This window comes from Litoribacillus peritrichatus, from assembly GCF_039537985.1.
Taxonomy (GTDB): domain Bacteria; phylum Pseudomonadota; class Gammaproteobacteria; order Pseudomonadales; family Litoribrevibacteraceae; genus Litoribacillus; species Litoribacillus peritrichatus.
Genome location: NZ_BAABBN010000004.1, coordinates 1,706,271 through 1,728,774, shown reverse-complemented (window position 1 = coordinate 1,728,774; position 22,504 = coordinate 1,706,271). Strand labels below are relative to the sequence as shown.

21 protein-coding genes are annotated in these 22,504 nt (G+C 44.8%); 13 read left to right on the top strand and 8 right to left on the bottom strand.

Features of this window, described 5'->3' with window-relative positions:
* Positions 1 to 96: 96 nt before the first annotated feature.
* Both ABD744_RS09070 and grxD read left to right on the top strand, forming a co-directional pair.
* The gene (locus ABD744_RS09070; protein WP_344797651.1) at positions 97 to 1,629 is read left to right on the top strand and encodes a hydantoinase B/oxoprolinase family protein; all 1,533 of its coding nucleotides are present in this window, start codon (positions 97 to 99) and stop codon (positions 1,627 to 1,629) included.
* 100 nt (positions 1,630 to 1,729) lie between these two features.
* Positions 1,730 to 2,065: a Grx4 family monothiol glutaredoxin gene (gene grxD, locus ABD744_RS09065; protein ID WP_344797649.1), complete on the top strand. Its 336-nt coding sequence runs from the start codon at positions 1,730 to 1,732 to the stop codon at positions 2,063 to 2,065.
* Positions 2,066 to 2,124: 59 nt separating this feature from the next.
* Here grxD and ABD744_RS09060 read toward each other — a convergent pair whose 3' ends face one another.
* Positions 2,125 to 2,994 carry a TonB family protein gene (locus ABD744_RS09060; RefSeq protein ID WP_344797647.1) on the bottom strand — a complete coding sequence of 290 codons (870 nt, stop codon included), beginning with the start codon at positions 2,992 to 2,994 and terminating at the stop codon, positions 2,125 to 2,127.
* A 296-nt stretch (positions 2,995 to 3,290) separates the two neighbouring features.
* Here ABD744_RS09060 and ABD744_RS09055 point away from each other — a divergent pair, with 296 nt between their 5' ends.
* Complete coding sequence (locus ABD744_RS09055; protein WP_344797645.1) at positions 3,291 to 3,893, top strand: peroxiredoxin; 603 nt, start codon at positions 3,291 to 3,293, stop codon at positions 3,891 to 3,893.
* A gap of 244 nt (positions 3,894 to 4,137) precedes the next feature.
* Here the strand turns inward: ABD744_RS09055 and rnt are convergent, their stop codons facing one another.
* Positions 4,138 to 4,818 (bottom strand): ribonuclease T, encoded by a 681-nt coding sequence (rnt, locus tag ABD744_RS09050; RefSeq protein ID WP_344797643.1) that lies wholly within the window; start codon positions 4,816 to 4,818, stop codon positions 4,138 to 4,140.
* 392 nt (positions 4,819 to 5,210) lie between these two features.
* Here rnt and ABD744_RS09045 point away from each other — a divergent pair, with 392 nt between their 5' ends.
* The 6 genes from ABD744_RS09045 (at position 5,211) to ABD744_RS09020 (ending at position 12,379) form a co-directional block, all read left to right on the top strand.
* On the top strand, positions 5,211 to 6,185 hold the full coding sequence (locus ABD744_RS09045; RefSeq protein WP_344797641.1) for a flagellar protein MotY: 975 nt from the start codon (positions 5,211 to 5,213) through the stop codon (positions 6,183 to 6,185).
* 199 nt (positions 6,186 to 6,384) lie between these two features.
* Entirely contained in the window at positions 6,385 to 7,605 is a 1,221-nt protein-coding gene (locus ABD744_RS09040) for an argininosuccinate synthase (RefSeq protein ID WP_344797639.1), read from the top strand.
* 138 nt (positions 7,606 to 7,743) lie between these two features.
* Positions 7,744 to 9,771, top strand: coding sequence for a sensor histidine kinase (locus ABD744_RS09035; protein ID WP_344797637.1), 2,028 nt, complete (start codon positions 7,744 to 7,746; stop codon positions 9,769 to 9,771).
* A 98-nt stretch (positions 9,772 to 9,869) separates the two neighbouring features.
* A complete protein-coding gene (gene cmoA / locus ABD744_RS09030; protein WP_344797635.1) occupies positions 9,870 to 10,598 on the top strand; it encodes a carboxy-S-adenosyl-L-methionine synthase CmoA in 729 nt (242 codons plus the stop codon).
* Positions 10,599 to 10,715: 117 nt separating this feature from the next.
* The gene (gene cmoB, locus ABD744_RS09025; RefSeq protein WP_344797633.1) at positions 10,716 to 11,690 is read left to right on the top strand and encodes a tRNA 5-methoxyuridine(34)/uridine 5-oxyacetic acid(34) synthase CmoB; all 975 of its coding nucleotides are present in this window, start codon (positions 10,716 to 10,718) and stop codon (positions 11,688 to 11,690) included.
* Between the two features lie 47 nt (positions 11,691 to 11,737).
* Positions 11,738 to 12,379 carry an MBL fold metallo-hydrolase gene (locus ABD744_RS09020; RefSeq protein ID WP_344797733.1) on the top strand — a complete coding sequence of 214 codons (642 nt, stop codon included), beginning with the start codon at positions 11,738 to 11,740 and terminating at the stop codon, positions 12,377 to 12,379.
* Positions 12,380 to 12,381: 2 nt separating this feature from the next.
* On the opposite strand, the gene ABD744_RS09015 is transcribed toward ABD744_RS09020, so the two are convergent.
* The 3 genes from ABD744_RS09015 to ABD744_RS09005 all read right to left on the bottom strand — a co-directional run bounded on the left by ABD744_RS09015 (position 12,382) and on the right by ABD744_RS09005 (position 15,291).
* The gene (locus ABD744_RS09015; protein ID WP_344797631.1) at positions 12,382 to 13,443 is read right to left on the bottom strand and encodes an AI-2E family transporter; all 1,062 of its coding nucleotides are present in this window, start codon (positions 13,441 to 13,443) and stop codon (positions 12,382 to 12,384) included.
* Positions 13,436 to 13,924, bottom strand: a complete 489-nt coding sequence (locus ABD744_RS09010) for a Crp/Fnr family transcriptional regulator (RefSeq protein ID WP_344797629.1) — start codon at positions 13,922 to 13,924, stop codon at positions 13,436 to 13,438. Before ABD744_RS09010 ends, ABD744_RS09015 begins: the two co-directional genes overlap by 8 nt.
* Before the next feature lie 89 nt (positions 13,925 to 14,013).
* A complete protein-coding gene (locus tag ABD744_RS09005) occupies positions 14,014 to 15,291 on the bottom strand; it encodes an HD-GYP domain-containing protein (RefSeq protein WP_344797627.1) in 1,278 nt (425 codons plus the stop codon).
* 249 nt (positions 15,292 to 15,540) lie between these two features.
* On the opposite strand from ABD744_RS09005, the gene ABD744_RS09000 reads away from it, so the two are divergent.
* The 4 genes from ABD744_RS09000 (at position 15,541) to ABD744_RS08985 (ending at position 17,891) form a co-directional block, all read left to right on the top strand.
* The gene (locus ABD744_RS09000) at positions 15,541 to 16,644 is read left to right on the top strand and encodes a PA0069 family radical SAM protein (RefSeq protein WP_344797625.1); all 1,104 of its coding nucleotides are present in this window, start codon (positions 15,541 to 15,543) and stop codon (positions 16,642 to 16,644) included.
* A gap of 98 nt (positions 16,645 to 16,742) precedes the next feature.
* Positions 16,743 to 16,982, top strand: coding sequence for a GrxA family glutaredoxin (locus ABD744_RS08995; protein WP_344797623.1), 240 nt, complete (start codon positions 16,743 to 16,745; stop codon positions 16,980 to 16,982).
* A 169-nt stretch (positions 16,983 to 17,151) separates the two neighbouring features.
* Positions 17,152 to 17,634, top strand: coding sequence for an FKBP-type peptidyl-prolyl cis-trans isomerase (locus ABD744_RS08990; RefSeq protein WP_344797621.1), 483 nt, complete (start codon positions 17,152 to 17,154; stop codon positions 17,632 to 17,634).
* A 35-nt stretch (positions 17,635 to 17,669) separates the two neighbouring features.
* Positions 17,670 to 17,891 carry a DUF5683 domain-containing protein gene (locus ABD744_RS08985; protein ID WP_344797619.1) on the top strand — a complete coding sequence of 74 codons (222 nt, stop codon included), beginning with the start codon at positions 17,670 to 17,672 and terminating at the stop codon, positions 17,889 to 17,891.
* A gap of 78 nt (positions 17,892 to 17,969) precedes the next feature.
* Here ABD744_RS08985 and ABD744_RS08980 read toward each other — a convergent pair whose 3' ends face one another.
* From ABD744_RS08980 to ABD744_RS08970, 3 genes are read right to left on the bottom strand one after another with little or no spacing between them, the layout of a single operon-like run.
* On the bottom strand, positions 17,970 to 19,013 hold the full coding sequence (locus ABD744_RS08980; RefSeq protein ID WP_344797617.1) for a prolipoprotein diacylglyceryl transferase family protein: 1,044 nt from the start codon (positions 19,011 to 19,013) through the stop codon (positions 17,970 to 17,972).
* A gap of 1 nt (position 19,014) precedes the next feature.
* Positions 19,015 to 20,028 carry a phosphatidylserine decarboxylase gene (locus tag ABD744_RS08975; protein WP_344797615.1) on the bottom strand — a complete coding sequence of 338 codons (1,014 nt, stop codon included), beginning with the start codon at positions 20,026 to 20,028 and terminating at the stop codon, positions 19,015 to 19,017.
* On the bottom strand, positions 20,022 to 22,454 hold the full coding sequence (locus ABD744_RS08970; protein WP_344797613.1) for a hypothetical protein: 2,433 nt from the start codon (positions 22,452 to 22,454) through the stop codon (positions 20,022 to 20,024). The genes ABD744_RS08975 and ABD744_RS08970 overlap by 7 nt, the downstream gene beginning before the upstream one ends.
* Positions 22,455 to 22,504 lie beyond the last annotated feature (50 nt).

The window sequence follows — 22,504 nt, the reverse complement described above, 5'->3', positions numbered from 1 at the left end:
TTTGAGGTTCTTTAATAAGATTTAATTAAATTGAAGTTGATCTCTGTCTGGAAGCCAGAATAAGATTCGACAACATTTTATGTCAGAGGTGAGTTTGTGGACCCGATTGAGCTGGGCATTCTTGTCAGTCGTTTAGAGTCGATTTGTGAGGAGATGGGTGCCATTCTTCAGCAATCTTCTTTTTCGCCGAACATCAAAGATCGAATGGACTTTTCATGTGCGTTATTTGATCCATCTGGTGGTTTGATGGCACAAGCGGCGCATATTCCGGTGCATCTTGGCAGTATGGCTTACGCCATGCGCGATATTGTAAATCAGGTTTCCTGGTGTCCGGGGGATATGTTAGTACTTAATAACCCGTATATGGGCGGAACACACTTGCCGGATGTCACTATGGTGGCACCGTATTTTGTTGATGGTGAGGTGAAAGCATTCATTGCGAACAGAGCCCATCACGCCAATATTGGGTCGGATGCGCCAGGCTCTATGCCACTGTCAACCCACATAGATCAAGAAGGGGTGGTGATCGATCCTGTAAAATTGATTGATTCCGGGGTTATGGACGAAACTTTGTTGAACCGAATCAGCTCGAGTAATGTGCTGTCTCGCGGTGATTTTCTTGCTCAGGTTGGTTCCGTTAAGGCGGGCGTGGATCGCTTTCAACAGCTGGTTAGTCAGGTTGGAAAGGATAAGTTTGAAGCCTCGGTTGAAGCGCTGAATCAGTACGGAGAGAAGCTAGCGCTGGCTGCCTTTAAGCAAATACCTGATGGGGTTTATCAGGCGGAAGATTATTTGGATGGTGATGGCATTGTTGATCAAACGATTTTGATCCGGGTGGCTATTACCGTTGTACAGGGCAGATTGCACTTTGATTTCGCTGGTACCAGCGGGCAAGTTCAGGGTAATTTGAACTCACCATTGTCGGTAGCGGCGGCCTCGGTGTTTTACGTATTGCGCTGCCTGATGCCGGATCAGGCGCCGACTTGTGATGGCGTATTCAGAACGTTTTCGATTGATGCGCCAGCAGGGTCGCTGCTGAATGCCAAATACCCGGCGGCCGTTGCTGCTGGTAATGTCGAAACGTCCATGCGGGTGGTGGATGTGGTGATTAAGGCATTATCAGAGGCGTTGCCGGATTATTTTTGTGCTGCCAGTCATGGTTCAATGAATAATGTTGCGATGGGGTCTAAGTCTTCGGCAAGCGTAGGCCAGTGGGACTACTACGAAACCATCGGCGGTGGCTTGGGGGCTCATGCCTCAGGAGATGGTTTATCGGCAGTACAGGCGCATATGACCAATACATCGAATACCCCAGTTGAAAGCCTGGAGTTGCATTATCCGATTCGGGTGACCAAATATGCCATTCGTGAGAACAGTGGTGGTGCAGGTGCGCATCAAGGTGGGGAAGGCATTGAACGCAGCTATCAGTTTAAAGAAGATGCAGAAGTGACGCTTTTAACCGAGCGCCGGACATTCAAGCCCTATGGATTGTCGGGTGGCGGTGAAGCTGAAAAAGGTGAGAACTGGTTGAATGGCACCCAGTTGCCAGGAAAATGCTCTATGAAAGTCAAAAAGGGCGATGTATTGAGAGTGATTACCGCTGGTGGCGGTGGTTTTGGTGAGGCTTAAAGAACTTTTCATGGGTAAGGTTGACTAATCTAGTAGGAATTAAGTCGACAAACCGTTAAAATGCCCAAAAATTTTTGAATGATTATCTTGTGAGGTAGCAATGTCTGATACCGTTGAGCGTATTAAACAACAAATTTCTGATAACACTGTTTTGCTATACATGAAAGGCAGCCCTAAATTGCCACAGTGTGGTTTTTCATCTCAGGCATCGCAAGCGGTAATGGCATGTGGTGAGCGTTTTGCTTACGTTGACATCCTTCAAAACCCGGACATTCGTGCTGAATTACCAAAATACGCGAATTGGCCAACGTTCCCACAGTTGTGGGTGAACGGTGAATTGGTTGGTGGCTGTGACATCATTGTAGAGATGTACCAGAAAGGTGAGCTTAAGCCCTTGATTGAAGAAGCAATAAAAGGTGCTTCTGAAGAAGGTTAATGAGTGATCTTGATTGATAAAAAGGAGCTTCGGCTCCTTTTTTGTTGCCTGAAAAAGGCTTAGTCGGTGTTATCAAACGTTATTTCGTAAGTGTACTCCTTACCTGTTATGTGGTCTGGAATTTTAGGTAACGGACTGGCCAGTAATACAGACCTCTTTGCTGCTCGATCCAAAGCCGGGTTGCCACTGCTTTGAGTTACTTTTGCAAAGATCACCGCTCCATTGCGCCACCAGGTGAATTTTACGGATGTGGGGTTGTTCAGGCCTTCGGGTGATGAAGAAATGGAGCGGTTCGGGCCGTTCAGAATCCAGGCAACGATTTGAGCTTCGTACTTTTCAGTGGCCGATAATTCTGGTTGAGCAATGGATTGTTCTGATTTTACGCTTTTCTTGCTGTTCGCTTGAGAGCTTTCACTGGCTTTTTTTTCTTTAGCAGAAGCAACTTCAGATATTTTAACGTCTTCGTTTGTGATGACGGGTTCGTCGACCTTAGCTACTTCACTTTCTTGGATACCTGCGGTTTGTTTCGGCGGGGATTCAGATTCCTGCAACGATTGGTTGTTTATATGATGTGTTAATTTTTCATTTAAATTAATTGTGGGTGACTTTGGCGATTCAATGGCTGCCTGAGCGGCAGCTGTTTCTTTCCGGTTTTTTATTTTTTCGGAGCCTGCCTGTTCTTGCTTTGCGCTATTGTTGGCATCATCTAAGTGCTCTTTTAATGCCTTAGAGGCTTCACTTGAGTTACTTGCTGTTTGGTCTTTATCTTTGGTGGGCGCTTCTTCTTGCGAGTTTGTGCTGGCCTTTATTGAGGTTAATTGGACTTCTACAGAATAAGATGTTTCATTTAAGGGAATGATTTGAGATGGTGCCGTTTGGTATAAAACGGCTATATGTCCTACGGAAGCAATGAGCATTGCGATTAACAATCGTATTCGTCTGGTTTGCATAGCATTTGAAATAAAATGTTAGTACTTGTTCGATAAAGTAACTCAAATGCTTTCATCATGAAAGTTATATTGCTAATCCCTTGATTTGATTATCGATTAGACAAATTCTATCGGTTTTTCACACTGATAGTTTTTATTTATGGATGTGATAGTAATATTTGCTAATCTCTTGGTAGGATTCTGATAATGCCGAGTGTATGATTTATTACTTTTTAAAGGATCATGCAATGAGTGCATGGTTTTGATATTTCACTCTTTTTCTAGGAGCAAACGCAATGAGCGTACTAGTAGGTAAGAAAGCCCCGGATTTCACAGTTCCAGCTGTTTTGGGTAATGGCGAGATCGTAGATTCATTCACTCTTTCTGAAGCGATCAAAGGTAAGTACGGTCTAGTATTCTTCTATCCTCTAGACTTCACTTTCGTATGTCCTTCTGAGCTTTTGGCTCTTGATCACCGTATGGAAGAATTCAAAGCGCGTAACGTAGAAGTTATCGGTGTTTCTATCGATTCACACTTCTCTCACAACGCTTGGAGAAACACGCCAGTAAACGAAGGTGGTATCGGTCCGGTTAAGTACACTTTGGCGGCTGACATGACTCACGAAATCTGTAAGTCATACGACGTTGAATCAGAAGGCGGTGTTGCTTTCCGTGGTGCTTTCATCATCGATAAGGAAGGCAACGTTCGTTCACAGATCGTTAACGACCTTCCTCTTGGCCGTAACATGGACGAATTGATCCGTTTGGTTGACGCACTTCAGTTCCACGAAGAGCACGGTGAAGTTTGCCCAGCGGGTTGGAACAAAGGTGACAAAGGTATGGACGCTTCTCCAGAGGGTGTTGCTAAGTATCTTTCTGAAGAGTCTGACAAGCTGTAATAGTTTGCTCACGTCTACTGCGCTTGCTAACTCGTCGTTAAAAACTGACTTAAAATGCTCACTTATAAAACATAAGCTCCGCTTTTTCGTCAGTTTTTGCCTTGATTTAGCTTCGCTCGCTACGACTGGAAAGTGGTAGTTAAGTTTTAAAGCTGAAGGTTATTTAGCTTTGAAATAAAAAAAAGAGCCATTCGTGGCTCTTTTTTGGTTTTGTATCAATCTTATTATTGAAAGAAAAGTCGATTTAGATTTTATCGAAATCTTCCATCTTCAGTTCTTCTTTGGCTTCTTCCACGCCTTTTGGTGGCCAGCCTCCCATTCGCATCCACTTGTTAACAATTTCACAGAACAGTTCGGCCGTTTTGATGGTGTCGTATCGGGCGGAGTGGGCTTCTTTATTATCGAACTCAATGTCTGCTGCGATACAGGCTTTCGCCAATACCGTTTGACCGTAAGCTAAACCGGCTAAGGTAGCGGTATCAAAGGTTGAGAACGGGTGGAAGGGGTTGCGTTTTATATCGCAACGTTCGGCCGCTTCCATTACAAAACCGTGATCAAAGGTGGCGTTGTGACCAACCAAAACCGCTCGATTACAACCTTCATTTTTTACTTTTTTGCGAATAACTTTAAAAATCTCGTTTAACGCTTCCTGCTCTGAAACGGCGCCACGCTCGGGGTCATTTGGGTCAATGCCTGTAAATTCCAGTGCACTTTTCTCAAGGTTCGCGCCTTCAAACGGTTCTACCGGGAAATCTATGACTTCATCAATGTGAAGCCAGCCTTCTTCATCCATGTGGAGGCATACTGCGCATATTTCAAGAAGTGCATCGGTTTTGGCATTGAATCCGGCCGTTTCGACGTCGATAACTACGGGCATGAAACTACGAAAGCGTTGGGCAAAAAGGGATTTTTCAGAATCAGACACAGATATATTTCCTAGGTTGAGGTGTTGCTCTCCATCACGACGGCAACGTCTCAGATGATCGATTGCCGCATTTTACTGTGTCTCATGGGCTTAAACCAGTTTCTATTGTGCTTATCTTTTTGGCTAACACATGCTTTCTGTTGCTAACGAATGTATTTACTTTGTAATGGTTCAGACTGTTGGCGTTGTTGATCATTACAAACGGATGGACGTGGATAAATGGAGCAACGATTTTTTACTGTCTTAAAACAGTTTGCTAATCGAGAGGGGGTATAGTTTAGGGGGCTGATCAGGAGAACGTTGTTCAGGGAGCGATTTTGTTTTGTTGAAGACACAATATTGACCACAAGTTTTCATTACAGTTTTTCAGTGATCTGCCGATGTGTCTCTATATGGTGGATTTTACTAACTCTAAATTGAATGAAGTTGGATACGCTGGCGTGCTTATAAACTCGACGATACATTGCATCAAACGATTAAGCGTTGGCTTGATCGGCTTGTTATTGCTTGTCACTACGAAGGCCTTTGCGACGGTGACATACGTTGCAGACTTTGATGAGAGTCAGTGGAAATTGCAGTCTTCGGTGTTTTCATGTTCGTTGACTCAAGAGATACCTTCGTACGGCAAAGGCGTCTTCTTTCGCCGTGCGGGTGAAAAAATGATTTTCTTTCTCACCACGCCTTATAGTCAGCAAAGAAAGGGGCAGGCGTCGTTAGTGATTGAACCTCCTAAATGGCGGCCTGGTAGTCCGGCCCGTCACATGGGGTTTGTGGATGTGGTTTCGGGAACCCGACCTTTTGAAGTGGAACCGGAACGTGCCAGCACCATGTTGGCCAGTCTGAACAGTGGTTTAATGCCTATGTTTACCCGTAAAAGCTGGTATCAGCCAGAACGGCCTTCGGTTCGTGTGGGCTTATCCGCCTTCGATTTTGAGCCCGTCTATCGAGATTTTTTGGGGTGCATCAGTGGTTTGCTGCCCGTAAATTTCGATCAGGTTAAGCGTTCGGTGGTGTTTTACGAGTCATCCGGGTTGTATCCCGAAGAAAAGTATTACCAGTTGTTAGACTATATCGTGATGTATGTGCAGGCCGACCCGTCGGTAAACGCCATTATCATTGATGGTCACACGGATGATATTGGTCGGCGCTTCAAGAACAGGGAGTTGTCACGAGAGCGTTCAGAGCACATAACCGATTACTTCATTAAAGCCGGAATTGCTGAAGATTTGATCACGACACGTTATCACGGTGAGCGATACCCGGTGGTGAGAAACCTAGGTAATGATGGTCGGGCACGTAACCGGCGGGTCACTATTCGTTTGGAACGGGATGAGCCTTTCCGGCCGAGCAATCTGGATTTCTTCTGATTGGTTGGGTAACTCCTTTACTATCGTCGGTAGACTTCTGAACCTGAAGGCTTCGATACTGGCCTTCAGGCGATATACCTTTCTTTTCAAAACTTTCTTTGTAACTTCTTACTCTAATTGCTAGGCATTATCGTTTCGCGCCAGTACAATAGGCCGATTTTTTAATTATCGGTGCCATATTGTTAAGGAGCCAAAATTCATGAGTGACGTTAATAAGGTCGTTCTAGCGTATTCCGGTGGTTTAGATACTTCTGTAATCGCAAAGTGGTTACAAGAAGAATACAACTGTGAAGTTGTGACGTTTACAGCGGATTTGGGACAGGGTGAAGAAGTTGAGCCTGCCCGCGCTAAAGCAGAAGCCCTCGGTATCAAAGAAATTTATATTGATGACCTTCGAGAAGAATTCGCTCGTGATTTTGTCTTCCCTATGTTCCGCGCGAACGCTGTCTATGAAGGCGAATACTTGCTGGGTACTTCGATTGCACGTCCTTTGATTTCCAAGCGTTTGATTGAAATCGCAAACGAAACCGGTGCGGATGCCATTTCTCATGGTGCAACCGGCAAAGGTAATGATCAGGTTCGTTTTGAGCTGGGTGCTTATGCACTGAAGCCGGGCGTACAAGTGATCGCACCTTGGCGTGAATGGGACTTGAACTCTCGTGAGAAGTTGATGGCCTACTGTGAACAACACGGCATTCAGGTAGAGCAGAAAAAAGGTAAGAAGTCGCCATATTCTATGGATGCAAACCTTCTGCACATCTCTTACGAAGGCGGCATTCTGGAAGATCCTTGGGCTGAGCCTGAAGAAGATATGTGGTTGTGGACTGTGTCGCCAGAAGAGGCACCAGATACGCCAACTTACATCGAACTGACGTTTGAAAAAGGCGATGTAGTGGCTATTGATGGTGTTGCGAAAACACCGGCTCAGGTCATGGAAGAGTTGAACAAAATTGCAGGTGATAACGGTATTGGTCGTGCTGATATCGTAGAAAACCGTTATGTGGGAATGAAGTCTCGCGGATGTTATGAGACACCTGCCGGTACGGTTCTTCTTCGTGCTCACCGTGCTATTGAGTCAATCACTCTTGATCGTGATGCCGCACATACCAAAGATGAATTGATGCCGAAGTACGCTGAATTAGTGTACAACGGTTACTGGTGGTCTCCTGAGCGTAAGATGCTGCAGGCGGCAATCGACGCAACTCAAGAATACGTCAGCGGTAATGTACGCCTTAAATTGTACAAAGGTAACGTTACTGTTGTGGGTCGTCAGTCTGAGTTTTCTTTGTTTGACGAAAGCATTGCAACGTTTGAAGACGATGCCGGTGCCTATGATCAGAAAGACGCGGAAGGCTTCATTCGTTTGAACTCTTTACGTTTGCGTATTGCGGCAAGTAAAGGCCGTAACATGCTGGACTGATCGGGTTTGATAAAACTCAATTGATCCAGAATGAAAAAGGGGCTATTAAAGCCCCTTTTTTTGTTGTTTGATTAAGGACTTAGCCTCGTAAAATTATTGCTTTGAGCTATAGTGCAAGGGACGTTGGAGGATTTTTTTTTGCAGATTAAAGAACGCCTGACATCGGCCCTGGAAAGAAATCAAATACGAGATCAGATTCACTTGATTACCTTGCTTTCATCAGCAGGGCTTCTGATTTCGATTATTGTGCTTGTGTTGCTGGGGCTTACCTTAAATAGCTTTATGGATGCTCAGGCTATTTTGCTGGAAGATGAGCGTGCTTTGTCGAATGTTCGTTTTGAACATTCGGGCATTCAAGGTCACATGCAGGAATTTATGCGCCGCCCTTCGCCAAAGAAAGCGCATAATTTTCAGAATAAACTAAATGCCTTGAAGGATACGACTCAGCAGCTGGGAGATTTGGCCAAAGACGAGCATTTGGTCGACTTGCATGAAAAAGTGCAGTATCAGTTGGGGCACTATCAGGATAGGTTTAACTACCTTTGGGAAAAATTTCAGGAATTGGGCCTGGGTCTTGATAAAGGCTTACAAAGCCAATTGTTGGCTCATGCTAAGAAGTTGAATCAAGTGCTTGAATCTCATGGTGATGAAACGCTTCAAATCGCACTTTTAAAAATTCGCCAGAATGAAAAAGATTATTTTTTGACCAACTTGTCCATCATGTTGATTGAAATGAAGCAGTTGTATGATGAATTTTTGGAGAAATTACAACAAAGTACTTTAAATGAAGCCGATCAAACCATCATCGTTGAGTTGCTCGGAGGTTATTACAATACGTTTGTCCAAGCCTCGTACATTAATGCAGAGATTCAGCAGGCCAAGCTCGATTTAGAAGACAGCCATGAAACGTTAGCGCCGGATTTGTTTACCTGGATGGAGCGCGTTCGTTATGACTTGGTGAATCAACAGGCAATCATCAAAGGGCGAATTCAGGCGCTTATCTTATTTTTGGTCATTACCGCCGTTATTGTGGGTGGTGCAGTTTACTGGGCCGGTCGTTTCGTTTCTTCTATGATCAGTAGCCCGGTTTCCAAGATTGTGACTACTTTAGAAATGCTGGCTCAGGGCAATCGTGATTTGGATATTCCCTATCGAAACCTGGACAATGAAATTGGTCAAATTGCCAAAGCGGCAGAAGTATTTCGGGCCAGTCTGTATGAGGCGGAAAAGGGGGCGGTTGCAGAAGCCAAACGGCAAGCGTTGGTGGAGAGTAACCTTGAATTAGAGAGCAAAGTTAAAAAACGTACAGATGAACTTGCCAAACGGAATACTGAGCTGAATGAGGCGGTTGAAAAGCTTCAGGTCGCACAACATGAGTTGTTGGAACGTGAGAAACTGGCTGCGCTTGGCTCGTTGGTCGCCGGGGTTTCCCACGAACTGAATACACCGTTAGGGAATGCGTTGACGGTGCTTACTTCCATCAGTATTGAACGAACCATCATTGATGAAGCCTTTGTTGCTGGTCAGATTACCCAGACACAATTGAAGGGCTTTTTGGAATACAGTCAATCGGGGTTGGAACTGGCTGAGAAAAATCTGTCCCGAGCCAGTGCTTTGGTGAAAAACTTTAAGCAAGTGGCCGTGGATCAAACCAGCGAAAGCCGTAGGCAGTTTGATTTAAAAGAAGTTACGATCGAAGTTATTGAAACGTTAAAGCCCAGTTTTAAACATCAGAATTTTGAATTTTTGACGGACATATCCAGCATGATTCTGCTGGACAGCTATCCTGGTCCTTATGGACAGGTCATCAGTAATCTGATTAATAATGCGTGTTTACATGGGTTTGATGGTCGGCCTTATGGGTCAATCCGGGTCAGTGCCAAGCGTGTTGATGATCAGGTCGTGGTCGTGGTCAGTGATGATGGTGTTGGTATGCCGGAAGAAATTCAAAAGCGGATATTCGAACCTTTTTACACCACTAAACTTGGTCAGGGCGGCAGTGGGCTGGGGATGAACATTGTTTATAATATGGTGACGGGTATTTTGGGTGGCCGAATTCAGATTTTCAGTCAGCCAGATAAAGGCACACAAGTAGAACTTAAGCTACCGCTGAATGCACCTGAGTCTCATGGTCTCGATAACTCAATGGTGTTTGGTCAGGGGTAATTGACTGTGCACTCCATCATGAGGCTCCTTAGGTTAACGCCTTTTCTATTGTGTGTTCATTCTATAAAATAGCCGCTTCGTCAGAGTGTGGTTAATTCATGAGTACTCAAGATCAAATTTATTCAACACCAAAAGAGCGCATAAGCGACTTTGTTTTTGATGACAATGTGGCGCAGGTTTTTGAAGACATGATTTCAAGGTCTGCTCCCGGATACAGCACTATTGTATCTCACATTGGAGTGATGGCTCGCCATTATGTACAGCCGGATACTCGTATCTATGACTTGGGTTGTTCTTTGGGGGCCTGTTCACTGGTTGTGAATCAGATGGTGGATGTGGAAGGCTGTGAACTTATTGCAGTCGATAACTCCGAAGCCATGGTGGCTCGTTGTTCTGATAACCTTGAAAAAGCGGGTCATCGTTTTCCGGTTAAGGTTCAGCAAGCCGACATTCTTGACCTCAAAATTGAAAATGCGTCTTTGGTGGTTTTGAACTTTACGCTTCAGTTCATTGAAAAAGACTTACGAGAGTCTCTTCTCAAGAAAATATACGACGGTTTGGTGCCAGGAGGCGCTTTGGTTTTATCTGAGAAGCTGGCGTTCAGTCAATCGGGTGAAAATGATTTGATGATTACGTTGCACCATGACTTCAAACGGGCGAATGGTTACAGCGATCTTGAAATTGCCCAAAAACGGGCTGCGATTGAAAATGTATTGGTGCCTGAGTCAAATGGCGAACACATTTGTCGCCTTGAAAAAGTTGGATTCAGCCATGTGTATTCCTGGTTTCGTTGTTTGAACTTTGCGTCATTCCTGGCTGTAAAATAGCTGTGTTTTAAATAACCGTGTTTGAAAAAACTGTCTTTTAGATAAATAACTGCGCTTTAGAATCCATAAACGAAGCCGCTTTGTCCGCCTCTTGCTTTGATCGTTTTGTTGGAAAAAATGAAAATTACCTTTGAAGATATCCTGACTTTATTGCCTGAAACCCCCGTTGCTAAGCTAGCAGAGGGGCTGCCTGAAAAAATTGCTTATGGTTTGTCTGAAAAACGTTGGGCCAATTTGAAGAAATGGATTCCATTGGTGGAATCTTTGCCGGAATATGGTCCGTTGGACGTTGATCTGAACAGTCATGATCTGGCCATTGGCAAAAATACACCTTTGCCAGAATCGGAAAAACAAGCGCTGACGGATCAATTGAAGCAACTGACGCCATGGCGAAAAGGGCCATTTCATATTCTGGGTGTGGACATTGATACAGAATGGCGGTCTGACTGGAAGTGGGATCGTGTGGCACCGTACATAAGTTCATTGAAAGGCCGGCACGTACTGGATGTAGGGTGTGGCAGCGGGTACCACTGTTGGCGGATGGCTGGTGCCGGTGCTAATTTGGTGGTTGGCATAGAGCCTTCTCCTCTGTCGAACATGCAGTATTGGGCAACCCGCCATTTTATCGGTTCAAACAATGTGTATATGCTACCGTTGACGCTGGAAGACATGCCTGAAAATGTAGGCGGCTTTGATACCGTGTTTTCTATGGGGGTGCTGTATCACCGGAGATCACCGATTGATCATCTCTATCAACTGAAAGCCTGTTTGCAACCTCATGGTGAGTTGGTACTGGAGACTTTGGTGGTTGATGGCCCGGAAGGTTATAGCCTGGTACCTGCGAACCGTTACGCACAAATGCGTAACGTGTGGTTTTTACCTTCGTGTGAAACGCTTATTCAGTGGTTGGAGCGTGTCGGATTTAAAGACATAAAGGTGGTGGATGTGAATCAAACATCCCTTGAAGAGCAGCGATCCACCGAATGGATGCACTTTAATTCGCTGGCGGATTTCTTAGATCCCGACGATGTGAATAAGACCATTGAAGGCTATCCGGCACCGACTCGTGCAACATTGGTCGCTCGGCTGTAATTTAAAATATAACAATAGGAGTTTGCTGGATGTCAGCAGGACGTGGATTGGCTTATAAAATCGTTCCAGTCACTACTTTTGAGCAAAATTGCTCGGTGATTTGGTGTGAAAAAACGAAAAAAGCAGCGGTGGTTGACCCCGGCGGTGATTTACCCAAAATTTTGGCCGCGATTGATGAACTGGGTCTGACGCTGGAAAAAGTGTTGCTGACGCATTGCCATATCGATCATGCGGGGGCTACTGCGGATTTGGCAGAAACTAAGGGCGTACCTATTGTTGGTCCGCAAAAAGAAGAACAGTTTTGGATTGATTTGCTTCCTCAGCAAAGCATGATGTTTGGGTTTCCGGCCACCAAATCGTTTTCCCCAAATCAATGGTTAGAGCAAGGTGATACGGTTCAGGTGGGAGATCAATATCTTGAAGTCCGTCATTGTCCTGGACATACTCCGGGTCATGTGGTCTTCATTCACCATCCTTCAAAGCTGGCCATTGTGGGGGATGTGTTGTTTAACGGTTCGATTGGCCGGACAGACTTTCCTAAAGGAGACATGGATACCTTAGTGAATTCTATTCATCAGCAGCTTTGGTCGCTGGAAGATGATTATGAGTTCATTGCCGGTCATGGGCCGAATTCAACCATTGGCTTTGAACGCAAAAATAATCCGTTTGTGTCAGATCATCGTGGTTGATTTTAAGAGACTTGCTGAGTGATGTCTCGTTGAGAAAACCCCTGATAAAGTCCCACAAATAAAATCTTGGAAGCTGCTAGAATTGGCAGCGCTAAGATTGTACCTATGATTCCGAATAAGCTGCCAAAAATGATCACGCCGACAATGACCACGAAAGGGTGGAGGTCAACGGAGTTGGCTATGATGGTCGGGATTACTACCAGATTGTCGAAAATGAATGCCACGCCGATGACTGATACCGCTGCCCAAACGTAATAAATATCAAAAGGTTGTACACTCATTGCCATTAAAAGTGGCGGAAACAGTGCGAGCGCAGGCCCTAAATAGGGAATGATACCAAACAGTCCCGCTAAAATACCGAGCATCAAAGGCGAATCAAAGCCGGCAAGTAAAAATCCGATGGTTGATACGGTTGCCAGTATGGAAGTTTGAATGATGACACCTCGGATATAACCCTGAAGCTGTTTGGCCACTCGATAATAAATCAACCACCCCATCTCAAAATAATCGTTTGGCAGAAGCGCCAGCAAACGATTTCTTAATGACCGGTAATCCCTTAGCAGGAAGAATACGATGAAAGGAACCAGTAATAGGGTGCCTGAAATATTTAACAAAATGTTCGATCCTTCAATGATGGCCTCTAAGTTGAGTGTGGTGCCAGAGCCGTTCATGAATTGTTGGATGCTTTCATGGTCGATTGTAATGCCGGATTTTTCTACTTCGTGCTGAATTTGGTTGACCCAACTGAGCAATGTCGACTTGAAAATGCCGGTTTTTTCCTGAGCGGATACCAGGCCATCGAGTAATTTAGGAAATCCTATAAAAGTAAATAAAGTACTGAGGCATATTAACAGGCATAGAATAATGGATGCAGTGGTTGCTGGTGGCAGGCCTCGGCCGGTCATTTGATTGCCTACAGGTTCCAGTAATGCGTATAAGGTGAACGACACCAGTAATGCGAAGAAAACAGGCTTAAATAATAGGGATAGACCGGCTACGGTGGAGGTGATCACCAAAAACGTTATGATGGCCAAGCCGGAAGGACGATGTAGCCAGTTATTCATTGGTGACCGACTGATTACTGATTCTGAGTCGGGTGGCTAATATTTTCGCCAGGTTTCTCATAAGCCTTGCCCCGTCTCTTGGGTAGCGGTCTGTGAGTTCATCGAGGTTTTGTCTGAGAAAAAAGATAACCTCGGTATTCTCTGTGGTTACCGCGTTGGCGGTTCTCGGTTCATCAACAACCAGCGCAACTTCGCCGAAAAAGTCCCCTGAGCCTAAGGTTGCCAGTGTTTTGTCATTGGAGGTGATGTTTACCTGACCGCTTAAAATTAAGGCCGCACCAATGCCGGTTTCACCTTGGCGGAAGATAACCTCGTTGTTTTGATAGGTTCTTAAATGCATGTCCGGAACGAGTAGCTGGCAGTGTTTTTTAGAAATCTTGTTGAACAGAGGCGTTTGCAGCCAAAGCTCTGCGATCCGTTCTGTGAACTCGGTTTTCTTCCGGAAAAAATTGTGCCATAGAGGGCTTTTGTTTTGGCTCATATCAGCGGGATAGCGTCCAATAATTAAAGCGTTTACTCCGGTGTATTTGCACCGGCGGTTGTTCATTCATGCATGTAGCGGTTAACTGTTTACTCGCCTAAAAAGCAATCCTTGAGTGTGTCTTCAGTTTGTTTCAGCCATGCAGTGAGTTCAGAGGGGACTTTGCTTTCCGGGTGTAGCTGACGGCGGAAAATTCTGATGCTATCAAACACCTGAAAAATGCTGTCCTGAATAACATCGCCAATTTCTATGATCAGGTCATCGTCGTCTGATGTCATTTTAAGCGTCGTTGCGCCACGTAATTTATCCAGCCCGACGTTGGCCAACGAAACCTGTATTGCACTGATTCTTTGTTTTAAATGAATGACGGCTGAGCTGCTGGCAAAAGGATTGGTGAGTGTGGATAGGGTTTTTGCACCGCTGGTGACGGATGTGTTTAATTTTTCATAGAGCAATTCTACGTCATCATAGTTTCTGGGGAAATCAAACTCAGAAGACGCTTCGTGCCAGCTGTTCAATATTTTGATTAAGCACTTTGATACTTTATCGTTAAATTGTTCTGCCATGTGGGTTTTTAATACAGACAAGGTGTAGTTGTAGCCATGCTTTTGAAAGACACTGATGGCGCACTCAGTGGCGGATAATATTTGGCTGGGGAGTGATGTTTTACCCACAAGTGCTTTCGGGTAGCCACTGCCATCCAAGTGTTCATGATGCTCCAAAATCAGGTTGGCAATGGTTGTGTATTCGGGAAATTTTGCAAGAATCTGATACATGATGATGGGGTGGGATGCAATTTGCCGTTCTTGCTCCGGTGTGTAAATTGCACTGTGGTCATGGAACTCTTTACTGAGGTGCATCATGCCAAGGTCATGAAGCATGGCGGCGGTGATGAGATCGTCCGCATCAATCAATGGCACCTTCATTAAATCGGCGACACACATGCAGCAATACGCCACTAACATCGAATGCTCGAACAGCTCGGGCTTTTGGTTTTTACAGACGGTCAGTTTATTTCTGGTGGTTGTGTTCAGTCTTAAGCGACCAAAACTGCGAATGGGCATGGTTCGGTCAAATAAAAACGCCTGCGAAGCGGCGAATTCCGGATGTTCTTTTAAAAGCAGCTGGCCAATTTCCATAATCTGAGCGCTGTCCAATGCGTCTTCTATGGTGATCACCTGATCGACCTGCTGATCCAGAGAATGTTGCTGAAGTTTGGACAACATCTTTTTGTTGATTGCCGCCCCTTTGGGCAGCAGCATGACGCCTTTTTCACTGACAATGTCTTCACTGGCAGTGACAACTTCAGACTCGCCGAGGTCGGTAACATGTGTCATGTATTGGTCGTCATTTACCACCGCATTCATAAGATCCCTCTTTCTTAAAAGCAACTCATTAAAAATATAGTGTAAATATTGAAGTTGGTTTGAAAAGCTGAATGATTTTTAGTCAAAAAATAATTTCTAAACCTTGTTGGGGCTTTGTTGTGCGTGTGAAAAAAAGAGCTTGGTTTTTTATTGCAAAGCACTTAAGAATTCTTTATCTTTAGAATACTGTAAATAATTACAGTATTTTCTGGTTTGGTGTAGCAAGCTCAAGTTGTGATTGGAGGTTTTATGTCTATTTCTACTCAGGTAATGAAAGGTCGCGGAGCCATTTCCAATCCGAACAACCGCTTTCATCAAAACGTGATTGTCCGGGATAGCGACTCTTTGGCAGAGCTGGGCGTAGATTACGAAAGTGAATCTTTTTCTTCTGGTAAGAAGCTTGAAACGGAAGTGCAGGAGGTACTGGCCAAATCGGTAATATCTAAAAATAAGTCTCCGGATTTACCGTTCGAGCAGTCGGTCAATCCTTACGCGGGCTGTGAGCATGGGTGTGTGTACTGTTATGCCCGGCCGACGCACGCTTACCATGATATGTCTGCCGGGCTGGATTTTGAAACCAAATTAGTGTGCAAAACGAACGTTGTGGAAGTTTTAAGGGAAGAGCTTTCGAAGCCCGGATACCAATGTAAGCCGATTGTTTTAGGGTCGAATACCGATCCGTATCAACCATTAGAAGCCAAATGGGCGCTAACTAGGGGGATTCTGGAATTGCTTTATGAGGTAAAGCATCCGGTGTCCATTATTACTAAGGGCAGTTTAATTGAACGAGATCTGGATATTCTTTCTGATATGGCCAAACAAGGTCTGTGTTCTGTTAATGTCTCCATGACGACTCTGGATAACGAGCTGAAACGTACCCTGGAGCCAAGGGCCGCCGATGCACGCACCCGATTAAAGCTCATTTCTGCATTAAATTCTTCCGGTGTGCCGACAGGCGTTTTGGTTGCTCCTGTCATTCCAGCCATTAATGATTCTGAACTGGAATCAATTCTTTACGAAAGTGCTCAGGCAGGGGCGTACTCTGCGCGTTATATTTTGCTTAGGCTGCCGCATGAAGTGAAAACTTTATTCGTTGAGTGGCTCCATGCTCACTTTCCTCAACGTGCCAGACATGTTTTAAGTCTGATTGAGCAAAGCCGAAACGGGAAGTTATATAACGCCAATTTTAATCAGCGGATGACCGGTACCGGGGTGTTTTCGGAGCTGATTGCTCAGCGCTTTTATATGGCCTGTCGGAAGAATCACCTAAACAGTCAGACAAAAGAGCATTTGAACTGTAATGATTTTTCGATGGGATCTCATACCGCCAGTGGTCAAATCAGTTTATTTTGATAGTTTTTTTCTATTAGTGTTTTGAATTTAATTAATTTCATTGTTTTTATTTGGTTGTTCATAATTCGCTCTATTGAAACACTTCGGAGAGAGCAATTATGAAACGCATTACAATTTTTGGTCGTGAAGGTTGTGGTTTTTGTCGTAGAGCGAAAGCGTTATGTGAAACCAAAGCTCTGGATTTTATTTACGTGGACATTCATAAGGAGGGCATTTCTAAGGCTGATCTGGAAAAAACAGTAGGAAAGCCTGTTGAAACTGTACCTCAGATATTTCATGGCAAGGAACACATTGGCGGGTATACCGAATTGGCAGGCTTTCTTGGAATTGATGGCTAGCCGATGAAAGCTTTGATAAATCTTGCCTCTTGGGTTGAATAATTCTGATCTGCCCTTAGATAGTTCTCAATGAAATTTTGATTATGACTTAAAGGCACTTACAATGTGTCTTTGAGTCTTTAAATTTTGTTGTTCGTATGAAGCGAATAACCCTCACTTGAGAGCTAATATGTCTATTTCAAATCAAAAAGTAGTAACCATGGATTTTAAAGTATCTGACACCAATGGTCAGGTGCTTGACTCGTCTGAAGGTTCCGAGCCGTTAGTGTATGTTCATGGTGCTAATAACATTATTCCTGGTCTGGAAAAGGCTTTAGAAGGTAAAACCGTTGGTGATCAAGTGAACGTTGAAATCGTTGCTGCAGAAGCATACGGCGAATACCATGATCAAATGGTTCAGGAAGTACCAATGGAAGCGTTTGAAGGCGTGGATAAAGTTGAGCCGGGCATGGCTTTCCACGCGGAATCTCCGGACGGTCATCCGATTCAGATTATCGTGACTGAAGTTGAAGGTGATAAAGTTACGGTCGATGGTAACCATCCGTTGGCAGGTAAAGACCTTGTTTTTGATGTGACTGTTAAAGATGTACGTGATGCTACCGCAGATGAACTGGAGCACGGCCACGTTCACGGACCAGGTTGTAACCATTAATACACCTTGTAAGCGGATTTTCTAAGGAGAACTCATTGTCGAACTCAGGAATTGCAGCTGTTTTAAGTTTAATTATTCCGGGCGTTGGTCAAATATATAATGGCCATTTTTGGCGTGCTTTATTTTGGTTGATTATCACACCGGGGTTATGGATAGGCACGGGCGGCTTTTTAGGTTGGGTTTGTCATTTGATTTCTGCTTATACGGCTTATAATAAAGCCGAAGAGAAATCCCAGTCAGGGTCCCAAAGCGGTTAACTGTTTTGGAACGTATTAAAAAGGCACTTAATTCTCGATTAAGTGCCTTTTTTGTATCTGTTGAATTTAAATGCGTTTTTAAATTCTGTCTCTGTGCAGTTGAAACTTCAGGTTGGAGCTGGTGACGGTGCTTGTGCCTGTGTAAAAGAACGACAGTAACCAAATGGCCTGAACGCCAAGTATGACTTCTGGCGACCAGAGAAAAGACAAGCCGTTGATAAGGTTCGCTTCAACCACTTCCGGTGCCGGGTAGAAACTCATGAAAATGGCTGTGTAGACCACGGCGACGACCGTCATTATTTGATAAGGTGAAATCTTTTGGCCTCCACGATAGTCTGCTCTTAAGGTTTCAGAATAAAGACGCCAGAACTGAGTAAACGCCAGGGTAAACATTAAAGCAAAGAAGTAGAAGCCTTCAAGGAAGGTAAATAATCCGATCAGTCCGCACAAAACATACAATACTGACGTAATGGCCTGTATCGGCAATATTTGAATGCCGTGTAATTCGGAGGCGTAACAAGCTTTTCGTGTTTCGCCTGAAAAGGTAAAACTTAGCGGGCCAAACACTTTCTGCACCCAATTTGGCATTTCTTGCATTGGCTTACCGTAGCAACAACCGAAGCTGACGCATGCAAGGCGACCTATGCCTTCACCAAAGCTGTAAGCAATGGACATGGCTGCCATGGTCGGAATGAGTGACAACTCGCCGTATTTGGCCATAAGTAGATTGGAACCTTCGATGAATAGGGGTGCGCAAATGATGCCAACGAAGGTTGCTCCGCCAATAGTGAAGGTATGGCTTTTGCCTTCTACGATGCGGGCCACTAAACGTGCAGACGGCAGGCAAACGGCCAGCAGTGCTGCGATCACCACAGCGGATAGTGTCAAAGAGTTGCCTACCGATGCCATCATCAATATAAACAAGATAACGCCAATGGCTAGCGAGGTAGCGGTGAATACACCGTAGTAGGTCAGGTTGAGTCCAAGCCATTCACCCTGAGGGTTTTTCTTTAAAGGAATGGTTGCCAGAAACTGCCAGCGCTCCCCGGTGAGTAACTTGAACATCCATCCTTGGAAGGCCAAAAGGCTTAAACCGAGTACGAGAATAAACAATGTATTCATTTTATCTTTCTCCGTTGTACACAGGTGTCCCGATTAGTGACCGGACTGCAACGTCGGTCTCAATCAGAGGTTGGTTAAAGGCGTCATTAAAACGACTGACAGCTTGTGGATTGGATAAATTACTTACTAATTTATCATCGAACTTCATGCGATTTTTCTGGAAGATCAATACGTCGGTACTGCTGCCCGGATGATAGAGGCTTTTGGGTTGGCCTTTTTTCAAAAATAGGCCGGGCTCAACAGTGACCGGATTCAAATATTCTTTGTCGCTGTAGCACTGTTCAATTTCTCCGATCATCAGCGCGACGACTTCGATCATAGCGACTAAACCTACGTTGGTTCCGCCAGGAATGTCGGTATCTATGATGGTGACTACCCTTCGGTTTTTGGAGTAGGGCGTGACGACCTTAACGATTGCGCCAGGGTTGCAGGAGTGAAAATGGCCATCCACCTCGTAAATATCCACGACTTTGCCGCTCACCGGGGCATGATTGTAATGGTATTTATCGGGCGTCAGTCTGAAGATGGCGAAATCTCCGCCCTCAAACGCTGAAAGCCATTTATGTTGGTCGGTACCAATCATTTCTTCAAATTTGAAGAACTTATCTTTAATAAACAGTTGAGAATGGTCATTCAGAGACCCGATTAGCATGCGGGAGTCCGCCGGAGACAGGATTGCGTCTGTTTGTACTGGCTGAGGCCTGCACTCCCAGTAACGGATCTTGCGTTCAAAAATCCGCCGGGCTGTGGTGAAGGATTCCGGTGGGTCGATACATTCGGCCAGATTCAAGCCGCACTGTTTTAAAAACTTTTTATTGCCAAGCAGACGAGTCGTTAATGCCATGTCAAAGTTCAGGTGAGCCAGTAACCGTGAGCTTTGTGCGCTGGTTAAGGCTTTAAATACATTCGGTGCTTTTTCACGTGCAGAACTGTAGAGCCACTGAACGATCCGGTCGGCAAACAATGTTTCGTCGATGACATTTTCTTTTCGGTCGATATATTGATGCATTAACATGCTTGCATGAATTCCTGATTTTTTTGGTTCAAAGTATGCGCGGATAGATCGCAATCCAGATAAATGATGAGTGCGATTAACTGCCTGATTTGCTCGCTGTTTAATGTGTCTGCGGCTAGGTGTTGCTTGACTTGCTCCAGCCAGAGAGCAAGCGTCGTCTGAAGATTCAGTTGTGTTTCCAGCAGTGCGCTTTCTTCGTTGTTCAGCTGGCTGAGCTTATGGATGACGGATGCCATTGCTTCGGATAAGTGCTGAGCACGTAAATCACTGCGGTAGTACTCTTCGGCATTACGGTTAAAACGCTTTCCGGTCATTCGGATTGGATCAGGAATGCGTTCATTTTTCATGATGTCTTTAATTAAACGAGAGGAGACGGCCTGATCGCCCGTTAAGCGGGCTTCAAGGTCGTTGATGGTGTCCTGCAGGCCCATGTCAGCGATGATCTCCCGGCCTTCTGTTTGAAGAAAGCGGAGCAATGCAATTCTGTAATCCTGAAGCTTGATTACGTTGAACCCTTTGTTTCTCCGGCTTTTTTTAATCTTGTCGGCAAATTCAAGCAGCTTACCTAAAAACACATTTTTAGAGTCCTGCTTGATAGAAAATTTCTTTAGGTCGACGGCTGCTGTGAAGAAAATCTGACGTCGTTCGCTTTCTATTTCAGGTGTATCAGGAATGTCCTGGTGTGTGACCTGGCCTTCCGCGATTAATTTATAGGCAACGGCTTGAATCAGGATTTGAAGGTTGACGGCGAAGCCCATGTCATTCTCAATGCTGTGAAACAGTGAGTAGTGACGGCCTTCGAAACCGCAGTAGCCCATTTTGTTAAACTCCCGAAGCTTGAATAACAAGTACATGGACATACTTCGGTCAAAAATCCCCATTTTATCCAGGTCGTCTTTTAATAAGTCCTGATTGCCGAGTGTGCCATCCAAGGCTGCATGTTCTTCTGTGCTGAGAAGAGCAGCGGGATAGTCAATTAATCTGAAGTCAGGGACAAAGTCGCCTTTGAGTCCTAATGAGGACCTTACCGTATTATCGATCAGGTCAGGACCAAAAGGAGTAATGGGTCTGCCGATGAATTTGATTTTGGCCTTACTTTTCCATCGACGCCAAAACATTCGAAGATGGGTAAAGTCAACTTCGTGAGGAAGAAAACCCAGCACGGTTTCAGGGTGAAATTGCTCAAAATCGATACGATAAGGCGCCGCTGTGTAGGTGCCGACAAACAAAGGCAGGAAGTGTTCGGTAATTTTAATGGCCAAATCACCAAGGTATTTTTCATGGGACTCATTAAATTGGCAGTCTTGATCTTCAAGTGATGCTTGAATTTTTTTACTGCCGAGGCTGATGTGCGTGCCATTGTTCGCCAAGCTGATGTTTGAGGTATTTGGCAGCACGACCAGATTTGAGTTAATGATGCCCGCATCGCGCAATTTAGCAACAGCATTTAAATGAGAGCGGCTTAATACCTGATGGCAGAGCGCCATATAAGCGTGCTTTTCTTCGCCTTTATCCCAACCGGAAAGGCATGGACTCATGAAAAGTTCACGATAGAAGTTATCGGAAATGCAATCGTTCAGCTGCTTTTGGCGAACCGGCGGGTGCGGTGAAAAGAAGATTAATGCTTTTTGTTGAGCCTGCTCCAAACCAAAGTGTTTGTTTGCGTATTCAGTCAGTAAGTGGGTGAACAGAAATCGGTGTGAGGTTTCTCTGGAAAGCTGAAACCCCAAGCCTTTTTCGGCCTCAAGGTCGAGCACTTTAAAGGAGTGTGTTTCCGGTGACGTGTTGTCGTTTGAGAAATTATCCAATAATTCCATCCCTTTGGATCGAATTTGCTCTGGCAGCTCATACTTATCCGCCAGAATGTCGGCCAATGAAAGTTTAACGAGATAGGAGATAGGAACACGTACCCAGGGTTGCTCGTCTTGCATGAACAAAAAAGTGTTTGAGTCGCCGCGTTGTGGGCTGTCTTCTGTGGTTTTATCTGCTTTTAAATCGTTATTGAACACATGGAGACTTTGATTGTTTAGGTGTTCGAGCGGAAAACGAACCCAGCTGTTTTCCCAGATGTTGGTGTCGTTATCCAAATATTCGTTTAAACACTCTACGGCGTTGTCGGGGGTGTCGCCTGTATTAGAGCGGCGAACAACATTTGCATAGTAAGAAGAACTTCGGATGATTTTTGGGAGGTCAACGTGTTCTTTTGTGCCCATGACGGCAACCTGGAGCTCAGTTTCAGAACCGGCAGTAATGTCTTTTCCGGTGAAAGGCAAAGTTGAAATATCATTGGGGTTTATGCCTAACAATTCACAGCAAAGTTGTTCTGTGAGAGATTCAGCGTGATGAGTAAGAGGGGACTTGCCTTCATCAAATGATTGAAGGATTTCACTCTTACTGGTCGATGAATTTGTGGCTTTTTGGGACATATCTTGCCCGACTCCTGTGAACGTTTTATTAGAAGTCTATGGCGGTTATA